The organism is Hallella sp. (assembly GCF_037460745.1).
Taxonomy (GTDB): domain Bacteria; phylum Bacteroidota; class Bacteroidia; order Bacteroidales; family Bacteroidaceae; genus Prevotella; species Prevotella faecis.
In genome coordinates this window covers 1-12,037 of sequence record NZ_JAXVAE010000077.1, presented here as the reverse complement: position 1 = coordinate 12,037, position 12,037 = coordinate 1, and the positions used below count along the sequence as shown (strand labels likewise).

General features: G+C 55.1%; 9 protein-coding genes and 1 riboswitch. Of the genes, 6 read left to right on the top strand and 3 right to left on the bottom strand.

What is annotated here, in order from left to right; translation table 11 throughout:
- Positions 1 to 27: 27 nt before the first annotated feature.
- The 3 genes from recJ to WKK33_RS04135 all read right to left on the bottom strand — a co-directional run bounded on the left by recJ (position 28) and on the right by WKK33_RS04135 (position 4,860).
- Complete coding sequence (gene recJ / locus WKK33_RS04145; protein WP_337932624.1) at positions 28 to 1,761, bottom strand: single-stranded-DNA-specific exonuclease RecJ; 1,734 nt, start codon at positions 1,759 to 1,761, stop codon at positions 28 to 30.
- A gap of 449 nt (positions 1,762 to 2,210) precedes the next feature.
- Positions 2,211 to 3,422 carry a C1 family peptidase gene (locus WKK33_RS04140; RefSeq protein ID WP_215759966.1) on the bottom strand — a complete coding sequence of 404 codons (1,212 nt, stop codon included), beginning with the start codon at positions 3,420 to 3,422 and terminating at the stop codon, positions 2,211 to 2,213.
- Positions 3,423 to 3,459: 37 nt separating this feature from the next.
- A complete protein-coding gene (locus WKK33_RS04135; RefSeq protein WP_287767754.1) occupies positions 3,460 to 4,860 on the bottom strand; it encodes an aminopeptidase P family protein in 1,401 nt (466 codons plus the stop codon).
- An 88-nt stretch (positions 4,861 to 4,948) separates the two neighbouring features.
- On the opposite strand from WKK33_RS04135, the gene WKK33_RS04130 reads away from it, so the two are divergent.
- The 6 genes from WKK33_RS04130 to WKK33_RS04105 all read left to right on the top strand — a co-directional run bounded on the left by WKK33_RS04130 (position 4,949) and on the right by WKK33_RS04105 (position 11,921).
- Positions 4,949 to 5,791: a patatin family protein gene (locus WKK33_RS04130; protein WP_337932623.1), complete on the top strand. Its 843-nt coding sequence runs from the start codon at positions 4,949 to 4,951 to the stop codon at positions 5,789 to 5,791.
- A gap of 81 nt (positions 5,792 to 5,872) precedes the next feature.
- A riboswitch (cobalamin riboswitch) is annotated at positions 5,873 to 6,113 on the top strand.
- Between the two features lie 18 nt (positions 6,114 to 6,131).
- Complete coding sequence (locus tag WKK33_RS04125; RefSeq protein ID WP_337932621.1) at positions 6,132 to 8,123, top strand: TonB-dependent receptor plug domain-containing protein; 1,992 nt, start codon at positions 6,132 to 6,134, stop codon at positions 8,121 to 8,123.
- A gap of 51 nt (positions 8,124 to 8,174) precedes the next feature.
- Positions 8,175 to 9,269, top strand: coding sequence for a hypothetical protein (locus WKK33_RS04120; RefSeq protein WP_337932619.1), 1,095 nt, complete (start codon positions 8,175 to 8,177; stop codon positions 9,267 to 9,269).
- 1 nt (position 9,270) lies between these two features.
- Positions 9,271 to 10,374, top strand: coding sequence for an ABC transporter substrate-binding protein (locus WKK33_RS04115; RefSeq protein WP_337932618.1), 1,104 nt, complete (start codon positions 9,271 to 9,273; stop codon positions 10,372 to 10,374).
- A 23-nt stretch (positions 10,375 to 10,397) separates the two neighbouring features.
- Positions 10,398 to 11,420 carry an iron ABC transporter permease gene (locus tag WKK33_RS04110; RefSeq protein ID WP_337932648.1) on the top strand — a complete coding sequence of 341 codons (1,023 nt, stop codon included), beginning with the start codon at positions 10,398 to 10,400 and terminating at the stop codon, positions 11,418 to 11,420.
- A 6-nt stretch (positions 11,421 to 11,426) separates the two neighbouring features.
- Complete coding sequence (locus WKK33_RS04105; protein ID WP_337932617.1) at positions 11,427 to 11,921, top strand: cob(I)yrinic acid a,c-diamide adenosyltransferase; 495 nt, start codon at positions 11,427 to 11,429, stop codon at positions 11,919 to 11,921.
- Positions 11,922 to 12,037 lie beyond the last annotated feature (116 nt).

Below are 12,037 nucleotides of genomic sequence, written 5' to 3'. Positions count from 1 at the left end.
GTATCCGTATGCATCTCCGTGATGTGTTTATAGTTCATCCTCGCTTTCCGTCGGCCGGATATCCTCTATCTGCAGTTGAACCTGGTTACGCTTGAAGATATTGCCTTCAATGGTGTATGCGATGTCGAACGATCGTCGCGACTTTATGTATCGTGCGGAGGCGCTTTGGCCGAAGGCTATGCCGTTGACCACAGTTCCCGACTTAGAGTCGACCAGTTCCAACTTGATGTGCTCTTGCTGCCGGCCCACCACCTTGCTCGTTCCGTAATCGTACACGCCCGTTGTGCAGAACACAGGTTTGGTGTTGCCTGGTCCGAAGGGCGAGAATCGCTTCAGGTCGTTGTGCAAACGCTTCGAGATGTCCTTGAAGTCGAGCACAGCGTCGATGTTGAGTATGGGCTCCGTTTGTTCTGGTTGGATATGTTCTTCCACATAATGCTGGAATCGTTGGCGGAACTCTCGTATATCGTCCCATCTCAGTGTGAGGCCGGCGGCGTAGGAATGGCCTCCGAAGTTGAGCAATAGGTCGCGACAGTTTTTGATGGCTGCGTAAACGTCGAATCCCATCACCGAGCGCGCCGATCCGGTAGCTAAGTCGCCATCGCGCGTTAGCACCACGGTTGGGCGGAAATAGATTTCCGTGAGGCGCGACGCCACGATGCCGATGACACCCTTCTTCCAGTTCTCGTCGTAGAGCACAATGCTCGATTGGTGCTTTTGGCTTTCCAGTTTCGACACGATGAGGTTGGCCTCTTCGGTCATCTGCTTGTCGATGTCCTTGCGTTGCTCGTTGTATTCGTTGATGTGTCGTGCGGCTTTTAGTGCCAGCGAGAAGTCCTTCTCTACGAGCAGGTCGACGCTCTCCTTGCCATTCTCCATGCGTCCCGACGCATTGATGCGTGGTCCTATTTTGAAGATGATGTCGCTCATCGATATCTCGCGTCCGTTAAGCCCGCAGATGTCGATGATGGCCTTTAGGCCCACGCTGGGGTTTTGGTTGAGCTGTTTCAGGCCGTGGAAGGCAAGTATGCGGTTCTCGTCGGTCACCGGAACGATGTCGGCGGCGATGCTCACGGCACAGAAGTCGAGTAGGGGGATGAGTCGCGAGAATGGGATGCCGTTGTTCTTGGCGAAGGCTTGCATAAACTTGAAGCCCACACCACATCCGCACAACTGCTTGAAGGGGTAGCTGTCGTCGGTCCGTTTGGGGTTGAGGATGGCCACAGCCGGCGGCATTACCTCATCGGGCACATGGTGGTCACAGATGATGAAGTCAATGCCCAAGCTTTTGGCATACTCTATCTCCTTGACGGCTTTTATTCCGCAGTCAAGGATAATGATGAGTTTCACGCCTGTTTGCTTCGCGTAGTCTATTCCCTTTTGGCTCACGCCGTACCCCTCGTCGTAGCGGTCGGGTATGTAATAGTCGATGTTCGAATAGAATTGCTGAAGGAATTTATACACCAAAGCCACAGCCGTGCAACCGTCCACGTCGTAGTCGCCATATACCAAGATGCGCTCTTTGCGCCCCATGGCATCGTTAAGCCTGTCGACCGCCACGTCCATATCCTTCATGAGGAATGGGTTGATGAGGTCGGCAAGCTGGGGCCTGAAGAAGCGCTTGGCCGCACTCTCGGTGGTGATGCCACGCTTGATGAGCAGTTGGGCCAAAATGGGGCTCATGCTCAGTTTGTCGCCTAATTCTTTGGCTTGCTGCGATTGTTGTGGTGTAGGTGCGTCATACTTCCACTTGAAATGCATCTTTAGTTGTTTTTGTTTCTATGGCAAAGATACGAAAAAATGAAGATATATGTGTTAATCTCTATAGAATAATTTGGCATTTGCCCACCAAATCGGTCGTTAGATTTTAATTCCTGTTAGTGTTTGTTTCAAGCAGGTGGCGCCGGGGGCATTGAAAGCATTGTGGGCTATGTCGAAAAGCGGATGGAAGTAAGATGTCGAAAGAAACGCCGACAAGCGTTGAAAAGAACCAATGGTGCTCCTTTTGTTCTTCCTGTTTCGGTCTAATGGGCGATAAGGTTAAATGCGTCTGGCTATGTGCCGAAGGTGTTAAGCATTTGTTCCCTTGGGTTGTGGGGTGGGGCGATATGTGCTTTGCTTTTGTGCAGATATGCAAAAGGGCCATCCCTGTCAGTGTTGACGGGGATGGCCCTTGGTGTTGTTATAGCTTTGCTTCTAAGTTGTTGGACTTAGAAACCGCACTTCTTTCGGATGTCCTTAGGCACTGCGTTCTTGTTGACCATGTAGTCCATGGTGTTGGCAATGATGTAGTTCTTGGTCATGTACCAAGTGCCTTTGTACTTGCCGGTCTCACCCCAAGAGTTTTTCACCATGTAGTACTCCTTGCCGTTCTGGTCCTTGGCGATACCGTAGATGAGCATACCGTGGTCGTCTGTCAGCTCCCAGTTGTCGTAACGCTCCTGGCGCTGCTTCTGTGTAGGAGTCACCTCAGGCACGTTTACGCCCAGAGAGTCGATGAGGTTCTTCTTCTGGGTGTTGGTAAGCTTGAGCCAACGAGCCATGTCTGAGCCTTCAAGGCTCTCCAGTTTCTTGGTGTCGTACATGTAGGCCAGGCCGTCGCGTGTGAAGCCTTCCTCAGAAACGTCGCCACCCCAAGCCACGGTATAGCCGTTCATGATGGCGTTGTCGATGATTCTGCCCAGGTCTTCGATAGGCACGTTCCATGACAATGGGTTGCGCCAGTTGTCCTGCACCTCAACTGCGAATGTGGTCCAGAACGGATGGTGTGTGTAAGATGTGAAGCTCACATATTCGTTGCAAGCCACAGAGTCGAGGCCGATGGCGGCAGCGAAGCTCTTCGGAGTATAGGTCTTGCCCTCATACTTGAAGCTCTCGGGGCACTTGCCGAGGTATGAGTCGAGGATGCCCTGCAGGCCGTTTTTCCATGCGGGAGACAGCTTGCTGGCGTTGCTCTTAGCCACAGCGGCCACGTAAGGAGACATCACGTTGAAGAACTCGTTGAAGTTGAACAGCGTGTCGCCATACAGGCTACCTGTGCGAGGCATAGCGTCCTCGGGGCAGATGCCGTAGTGCTGGATGGCGAACAGGGGATCGTAGGCGCTACCGCCCTGTGCGAACTGGCAGTCGCCATGCAGACGCACCACCTGGATAGCGCGGTCCATGTAGGTCTTGTTGGCAACGAAAGCCTCGCAGAGGTCGAATGTCTTGTTGGTCTTTCTCAGCAGTTCAGCCTCGAAGAAAGAGAGTGTGCTATAGTCCCAGCAGGTTCCCGAACGGTTTTGGTTCTTGATGCTGGTGATGGGGTTTGCCTTGACAGTGGTGAATACGGGCTGGTTGGCCTTCTCACCGTCCTTCTTCTCAGCTGCGCCTGCATTGAGGGTCAGCATGGCCGCCATAGCGGCCAGGATGATTTTCTTCATGAATAGTATTGTTTTTATTGTTTATGTTCTTATTTTATTAGTTATTGGCGATGAACTCCTCCACATCCTTCGGGTGGTAGGGGATGATGTCCTTGCCGATGAAGCGGCAACCGTCGTCTGTGATGAGCAGGTCGTCCTCAATACGAATGCCACCAAAGTCCTTATAGGTCTCCAGCTTGTCGAAGTTGATAAACTCCTTGCAGTGTCCGCTTGCCTTCCAGTCGTCGATGAGTGCGGGTATGAAGTAGATGCCTGGCTCGTCGGTGACCACGAAGCCTTTCTCCAGTCGGCGACCCAAGCGCAGGCAGTTGGTACCAAACTGCTCCAGGTTCGGACGCACCTCCTCGTCGAAGCCCACGTTGATCTGGTCGAGGCTCTCCATGTCGTGCACATCCATGCCCATCATGTGACCCAAGCCGTGAACCATGAACATGGCGTGCGCTCCAGCTGCCACAGCTTCGTCGGTATCGCCCTTCATGAGGCCGAGCTCCTTCAGTTTCTCTGTCATCAAACGGCAAACGCCGAAGTGCACATCCCACCATTTCACGCCTGGTTTTGCCACGCTTGCGGCATAGTCGTGGCAGGCCTCCACGATCGAGTAGATCTCCAACTGGCGCTGGTCGAAATGACCGCTGACCGGTGTTGTACGTGTGTTGTCAGAGCAATAGTTGTTTATGGTTTCCGCTCCACAGTCGCAGAGCATCAGTTTGCCAGCCACCAGGGGTGCCTCAGAGGGCGCTCCGTGCTGAATCTCGCCGTGCTGCGAGAGAATTGTGGGGAAGCTAACCATGGCTCCATACGAGTTGGCGATGCCGGCGAGCGTTCCAGCAATTTCTTTCTCTGTTACACCTGGGCGGCACATCTTCATGGCCGTTGTGTGCATCTTGTAGCCGAGAACGGCTGCGCGCTCCAGTTCCTCAATCTCCTCATCGGTCTTGATGTTACGCATCTTCACCACAGCCTTGATCAGCTCCATGCTGGCGCTTTCCTTCTGTTGGTTGGGGTGGATGCCCAGGAGGTCGAATATCTGGATCTTGATGTCGGCACGATAAGGGGGCAAGAAGTGGATCTTACGCTTTTGGCGCAGAGCCTCATTGCAGATGGTCTTCAGCGCTTTCATGGGAGCCGAGTTGGCCACACCCACTTGCTGAGCCATGTCGTGTACGCTATCTACTGAACCATACCACACGATGTCGTCGATGGAAATGTCGTCGCCGATAAGTGTTTCCTTGTCATTGTCAATGTCAATGACCCCCACCAATCCGTCGTGGTTCTGCCCGAAATAGTACAGGAACGTCGAATCCTGACGGAAGGGATAGTACCCGTTGTTGGGGAAGTTGGCTGGTGAACTATTGTTACCAAACAACACGATGATGCCACTCTTTACGAGCTTCTTGAGCTCTGCGCGGCGGCCGACGTATGTTTCTGTGTTAAACATAAAATAGATTTTTTAGCGTTCAATGATGCAAAGATATAAAAAAACTTGGGAGAAATTGCTTAACTTTGCAACTAAATTTTAGCATTTCATGCAGATTTATAGAAATACAGGCTTAGTTCTTGAAGGAGGAGGCATGCGAGGCGTGTTTACCAGTGGTGTGCTCGACGCTTTTATGAAGCACGAGCTTTATTTTCATTATGTGGTTGCCGTTTCGGCAGGGGCATGCAATGGCATGAGCTACATTTCGCGCCAGCCCCGTCGTGCGCGCCTTTCCAACATTGATTTCTTGAGCCAATACAATTATTTGGGCTTGCGTTATTTGTTCACCCAAGGAAGTATCTTGGATAAGAAACTGCTGTATGATAGTTTCCCCAACAAGCTCATTCCTTTCGATTACGATGAGTTTTTCAAGCATGCAGCCAACTTTGAGATGGTTACAACCAACTGTTTGACGGGGCGTCCCGAGTATCTCTCCGAAACGTCCGACCATCAACGCGCCATCAATATTGTCATGGCTTCGAGCTCGCTGCCCTTTGTGAGCAAGATGGTAACGGTCGACGGTGTGCCGATGCTGGATGGTGGCATTACCGATTCCATTCCTTTCCTGCACGCGCGCGACATGGGACATCCTTTCAATGTGGTCGTTTCCACGCGCAATTACGGCTATCGTGAGTCGGGGCGCGACCGCAAGATTCCCCCCTTCATCTATCGTCATTATCCCCGTTTGCGTGTGGCGTTGAGCCATCGCATCGACGCCTACAATGAACAATTGCAGATGATGGAAGACCTGGAGCGTGCTGGCGACATAGTGGTGATACGTCCCCAGCGCCCCATGGAAGTGGGCCGCATAGAGAAGGACACCCAAAAGTTGGAGCGTCTCTACGAGGAAGGCTTCCAGTTGGGCGAGGCGTTTTGCGATAGTTTGCGGTGATAACAACAACGTGTTGCGAGTGAAATGGAAAAAATATGGTACGGAATGACGTATCGCAACATTTTTTAAGTATCTTTGCAACCAACTTATTCGGCAATCGGTTCTCCGCGAGGAGATGAAAAGGGAACCAGGTGAAAGTCCTGGGCAGTCCCGCTGCTGTAAGCGACATTCTCTCATCCCCACAGCAAAAAGTCACTGGTGATGGGCACGTAGGCCGCCTAAGGTTCCCCGAGGAACCTTTGGCGATGGTGCGATGCCTATGATTGGGAAGACGTGTGGATGGTCGCAAGCCAGAAGACCTGCCATTGCTTATTTGATGATTTCCAATTCTCGAGGAAGAATGCGAAAACAATTGACATGTACTTTTGCGCTCTTGCTGAGCCCGTTGGCTGCATTGGCGCAAACCGATTCCATTTCGCTCCGCGGCGTGGAGGTGACCGCTGTTGCCCTCAACCGCAATGTGACAGGCGCCCATCCCACCCAATCGCTTACGGCCAAGCAGTTGCGCCAGTTGGGCCTTGATCATGTGGCCGATGCTGTGAAGCACTTTGCCGGCGTCAGTGTGAAGGACTATGGTGGCATTGGCGGTATGAAAACCGTGTCCATCCACAGTCTTGGCGCCCAGCATACGGCCGTGGTTTACGATGGCGTGGCACTCAGCAACACCCAAGCCGGACAAATCGACATTGGCCGATACGACACCGACAACCTCGCGAGTATCAGCATGTCGGTGGCCGACGACGACCAGTTGATGATTTCTGCCCGCCAATATGTGTCGGCCGGTGTGCTCACCCTGACCACCGAGCGTCCCCATTTCGCCGATGGGCAATGGCAGACGTTGCGTGTGGGAGTTGGCGCAGGCTCTTTCGGCTTGGTCTCGCCCTCGTTGCGATGGTGGGTGAAACCCTTTGAGCGCACAGCCTTTTCGCTCTCGGCCAAGATGACACGGGCCGATGGAATCTACCCTTATACCCTGCGCAATGGCAACACCTCGTCGCGTCAACGCCGATACAACACCGACATTACCGCTTGGCAAGCAGAGGCCAACGCTTACCATACATTTGCCGACGGAAGCGAGCTGGCGATGAAAGCCTATTGGTATTACTCTGAGCGGGGACTGCCCGGAACCGTCATTCTCTATGCCAACCCTTCCGATGAGCGCATGTGGGACGAGGACTTCTTTGCCCAAATGGCTTATCGGCGCTCGTTGGGCGCTCGCCTGCGGCTGCAAACCCGCCTGAAGTATACCCACTCGTGGAACCAATATCGCGACTGGGGCTCACAGTATACCGATGGCGTTCAGACCGACCGCGACCGCCAGGACGAGGGCTATGCCTCTGCCACGCTGGGATGGTTGGCAGCCGAGGGACTTCAGTTTGCTGTGGCGCAAGACCTGTCGTACAACCGTTTGAACAATAATGTCTACGTCAACACCCAGTATGATGTGCCGCGCCCGTCGCGCTGGACCTCCATCTCCGCCGTGGCCATGAAGGCCCAGTGGGGTAGGATGAAGTTGCAGGCCAACACCGCCTACACCTATGCGGCGGAACGGGTTAGCGAGGGCGACCGTCCGGCCGACAAGCGGCGCCTGACCCCCTCGGTGGCCTTGAGCTATCGTTTGCTGTCCTCTGCACCTATTTATATAAGGGCCCTTTACAAGCATTCGTTTCGTGTGCCCACGTTCAACGACCTGTATTATCGCCGCTTGGGCAACATCCACTTGAAGCCCGAGAAAGCTCGGCAGTGGAGCTTGGGCCTGACCTGGGAGACCCACACGTCGCGCTTGCGTTACCTGACGATTACCGCCGACGGCTATTACCACGACGTTACCGACAAGATTGTGGCGTTCCCCAGCACCTATGTGTGGCGCATGGTGAACTATGGCAAGGTGGAAATACTTGGCGCTGACTTCACCTTGGGCGCGCAGGTCGACTTGGCGCGGCAATGGAGCGTGAGCGGTTCGGCCTCGGCCACCTGGCAACACGCCGTCGACAAGACCAACCGAACGCAACAAACCTACAACAACCAACTGCCCTACACGCCACGTTGGAGCGGCAGTGGCTCGCTGGCCATGGTGACACCGTGGCTCACCCTGGGCTACACCGTCGTGATGCAGGGTAGCCGTTACAGTCTGGGGCAGAACAAACCTGAGTATCGCATGCCCGCCTTTTGGGACCACGGCATCAGCCTGTCGCGCGAGTTGACACTCGGCAAGGTGCGCCTTGCGCTGAGTGGCAAGGTGTCGAACCTTACCAACGAGCAATATTCCATCATACAATACTACCCCATGCCCGGCCGACAATACACCGTCTCCGCCATGATCCATTGGTGATGGATGGGCCGATACGCATGACTTATCATTCACATTATATATTTTAACAACATGAAATTCAGAAACATTTATCTTGCAGTGGCCTTGCTGGCAACCAGCGTGGCCTTCACCGCTTGTAGCGATGACAACGAGTGGAACCAGACCGGTGGCGGAAAGGTGGAGATGACCTCTCCGGCCCGCGCCTTTATCCTCAATGAGGGAACGATGAACCACAACAACTCCAATCTGATTTATTTCGATTGGTCGACGGGTCAGGTGAACGGCTCCGACCTCTTCCGCGCGCAGAACGACCGTGTGCTGGGCGACACGGGCAACGACATTCTCACTGTCGACAACAACAAGTTGGTGGTGGCTGTCAACGTGAGCAACTACATCGCCTTGCTCGATGGCTATGGCGTGGAGAAGAGCCGCGTTAGCTTTGAGCCCTACAAGAACCTTGGACAGGTGCGCTCCATCGACGAGGAAGATGGCATCATCTATGCCGTGTCGTATGGCGGTTACGTCAGCCGTCTGCGCATTTCGGGCAACCAACTGGTCTACATGGACTCGCTGCGCGTTGGCGACCGTCCTGAGGACGTGGTGGAAGAGGATGGCAAGCTCTACATCACCCTGCAGGGCCAGAACTATACCGACAACCGTTTGGCCATTGTGAGCAACGACTTCAAGACCATCAGCTATGCTACCATCATGCAGGATCCGGTGAAGGTGTATGAGGAAGACGACAAGATCTTCATTACAGGATATGGCGCCATGTACAATAATCCTTGGGGTGTTTACGATCCTGCCAAGGGCACTTACACCGAGTTGGGACACGCCTCGGTCATTGGTGTGGGCGACGACGTGGTCTATACGGCCTATTGCGAGACCAACTGGAATACACACATCACCACCACGGCCCTGGGCGCCTACAACGTAAAGACCGGTCAGACCGACGCCAACTTCTTCAAGAACCAGCCCGCAGAGTTGGCATCCACCAACGTCTACAGCATCAGCGTCAACCCCTACAACCACAAGATCTACTTGGCCACATCGGCTTCCGACTATGTGAGCGATGGTCGCGTGTATGTGTTCGACGGCAATGGCAACTATGAGACGAGCTTCTCATCGTATGGCGCCAACCCCAACCGCATCGTGTTCCTCCACTAAGATGTTGCGGTTACTAAGCTTTATCACTTGCGTGCTGCTGCTCTGCTCCTGTGGAAACCACACGGCAGGCAGCGGCCCACAGGGCGACACGCTGGCCCTCGACCATGCCTCTTTGCTGACCATGGTCGAGGATGGCGCGTCGACCCATGTCACCGTGAGCGACCCGTGGCACGCGGGCAAGACGCTCCAGCGCCTCACCTTGGGCACTGCGGATGACAATGGCGTGTTGCGCCCCTTGCGCCGCGTGGTGGTGTTCACCACCTCCCACTGTCAGTTGTTGGAGTATCTGGGTCTGGCTGACCGCATTGTTGGCGTGTGCGATGTGCAGTATATGCTCATCCCCGACATCCAACAACGCGTGAAGACCGGTGCGATAGCCGATTGTGGCGATGCCATGAGTCCCGACGTGGAGAAGATCGTGAGCCTCAATCCCGACGCCATCATCCTTTCTCCCTTCGAGGGCGGCAGTTACGGACGCCTCGAAAAGCTCGGCATTCCGCTCATTATGGCGGCCGACTACATGGAGACCTCCGCTTTGGGACGTGCCGAATGGATGCGTTATTACGGTCGCTTGTTTGGCGAGGCGGCCAAGTCCGACTCACTCTTCCATGTGGTCGATTCCACCTACGGCGCGCTGAAGGCCTATGCCGCCCGCCTGCCCAAGGGGCGCAGCATCCTTACCGAGCGCAAGACGGGTGCGGTGTGGTATGTGCCTGGAGGACAAAGTTCGATGGGCGTGCTCCTTGCCGATGCCAACAGTCCGTACGCCTTTGCCAACGACGAACATAGTGGTAGCCTCTCGCTCTCGTTCGAACAGGTGCTCGACAAGGCCGGGGCGTCCGATGTGTGGGCCTTTAAGTTCAATGGCCAGCGCCCCATGACACGCACCGACTTGCTGCGCGAGTATCAGGGCTACAAAGCTTTGCGCGCTTTCCAAACGGGCGAAATCTATGAGTGCAACGCCTCGCTGACCCCTTACTTTGAAGAGGTGAGCTTCCGCCCCGACTATCTTCTGCGCGAGATGATCCTGCTGGCGCATCCGAAGGCGGCCTTGGGCAACTTGCGCTATTTCACGAAAATTGCTTCACCCCCCTTGGCCCAATAAGTACATTGGGGTTGAACCTTATAATGATCCTGATGAGAACCCTGTGTGATAACCGACGTGTGGGCGTCATGCTAATGCTGATGCTGGGTGTCGTCCTACTGTTCTTGATGAGCCTGCTGCATGGCAGCGTGAACATTCCCATCGATGAGGTGGCGGCCATTGTGCTGGGCGAGCCGAGCAAGGCGAGCTGGCGCTTCATTGTGATGGAGACGCGTTTGCCACAAGCCCTGACGGCTTTGCTGGCAGGCGGTGCGCTGGCCGCAAGCGGCTTGTTGCTCCAAACGGCCTTTGGCAATCCCTTGGCTGCCCCCGACATCTTTGGTGTGACCAGTGGGGCGTCGTTGGCCGTGGCCTTGCTGACATTGGCTCCCGTGGCCGCCCTGCCCATGGCTGTGGGTTATCTCTCGGGGGTTGCGGCTGCCTTTGTGGGAGCCCTTGCCGTTACCGCCCTCATCTTTGCGCTGAGCAGATGGGTGCATAGTCCGGTGGTGCTCATGGTGGTGGGCATCATGGTGGGCTATCTGGCTTCAAGCGGCATAACGCTGCTCAACTTCTTCGCCACCGAGGAAGGCGTAAAGAACTTCGCCGTGTGGGGCATGGGCAACTTTGGCAACGTGTCGATGGATATGATGCCGGTGTTTGCACCCCTCACGCTGCTTGCCACCCTGAGCACCTTCTTGCTTATGAAACCGCTCAATGCGTTGCTTCTGGGTGAGCGCTACGCTGAAAATCTGGGCGTCAATGTCAAGGCGTTGCGACGTGCGCTCCTGGTGCTTACCGGTCTGCTCACAGCTGTGGTGACGGCCTTTTGCGGCCCCATCGCGTTCATAGCCCTTGCCGTTCCCCACATGGCGCGCATGTTGCTGCGCACCTCCGACCATCGCCAGTTGCTCGGCATGACCATTCTTACAGGACAGGTCGTGGCCTTGCTTTGCAATGTGCTGACCACCTTACCCGGCGACGCGGGTGTGTTGCCGCTCAATGCGGTGACGCCGCTCATTGGCGCACCGGTCATCATCTATGTGTTGTTGGACAAGAAACCCTAAGCTATCATGACTATCACTACCAAGAAAGGCGACACGGGAACCACTTCGCTTGGCGACGGAACACGTGTCGAAAAAGACAACCTTCGCATCGAACTCAATGGCCAACTCGACGAACTGTCGGCCTACCTCGGCTTGTGCAAGGCGGCCTGCTGCCAGGCTGAGCCTTACACCACCCTGCAACGCCAGCTGATGGGACTCATGGCGCTGGTGGCAAAGCCCACCGCCTCGCTTCCCGCTACCGCCGAACAGCAGGTGAAGACGGCCGTGGCCCACATGGAACAAGAGATGGAACGGCGTGTGGGCGATGCCCCACGGTTCGACTTTGTGCTTCCGGGACGCGATCTTGCCGATGCCGCCCTGCATCTGGCGCGTGCCAAGGCGCGCACCTGCGAGCGCCGCATGGTGACGTTGGCCAAGGTCGAAGCGGTGCCGCCCCTGTTGCTTACATACCTCAACCGCCTCTCCGATTACCTGTTTGCGTTGGCCGTCGGTCGGCCTTGACCGGTAGGGTGGAACCACCGCTTCTTTCCCGTTTGGTCATTCTTGTTAGTCAAACGGAAAGGGTAACTATTCAGCGGTAGCGCTGCACCCTTAATCCATAATTGAAATATACTGCA

What these genes read in the sequence shown, in the direction of transcription:
- WKK33_RS04105 (WP_337932617.1), top strand. Translation starts at nt 11,427, where the DNA reads ATGACTATCACTACCAAGAAAGGCGACACGGGAACCACTTCGCTTGGC.
- WKK33_RS04140 (WP_215759966.1), bottom strand. Translation starts at nt 3,422, where the DNA reads ATGAAGAAAATCATCCTGGCCGCTATGGCGGCCATGCTGACCCTCAAT.
- WKK33_RS04115 (WP_337932618.1), top strand. Translation starts at nt 9,271, where the DNA reads ATGTTGCGGTTACTAAGCTTTATCACTTGCGTGCTGCTGCTCTGCTCC.
- WKK33_RS04120 (WP_337932619.1), top strand. Translation starts at nt 8,175, where the DNA reads ATGAAATTCAGAAACATTTATCTTGCAGTGGCCTTGCTGGCAACCAGC.
- WKK33_RS04110 (WP_337932648.1), top strand. Translation starts at nt 10,398, where the DNA reads ATGATCCTGATGAGAACCCTGTGTGATAACCGACGTGTGGGCGTCATG.
- WKK33_RS04130 (WP_337932623.1), top strand. Translation starts at nt 4,949, where the DNA reads ATGCAGATTTATAGAAATACAGGCTTAGTTCTTGAAGGAGGAGGCATG.
- recJ (WP_337932624.1), bottom strand. Translation starts at nt 1,761, where the DNA reads ATGCATTTCAAGTGGAAGTATGACGCACCTACACCACAACAATCGCAG.
- WKK33_RS04135 (WP_287767754.1), bottom strand. Translation starts at nt 4,860, where the DNA reads ATGTTTAACACAGAAACATACGTCGGCCGCCGCGCAGAGCTCAAGAAG.
- WKK33_RS04125 (WP_337932621.1), top strand. Translation starts at nt 6,132, where the DNA reads ATGCGAAAACAATTGACATGTACTTTTGCGCTCTTGCTGAGCCCGTTG.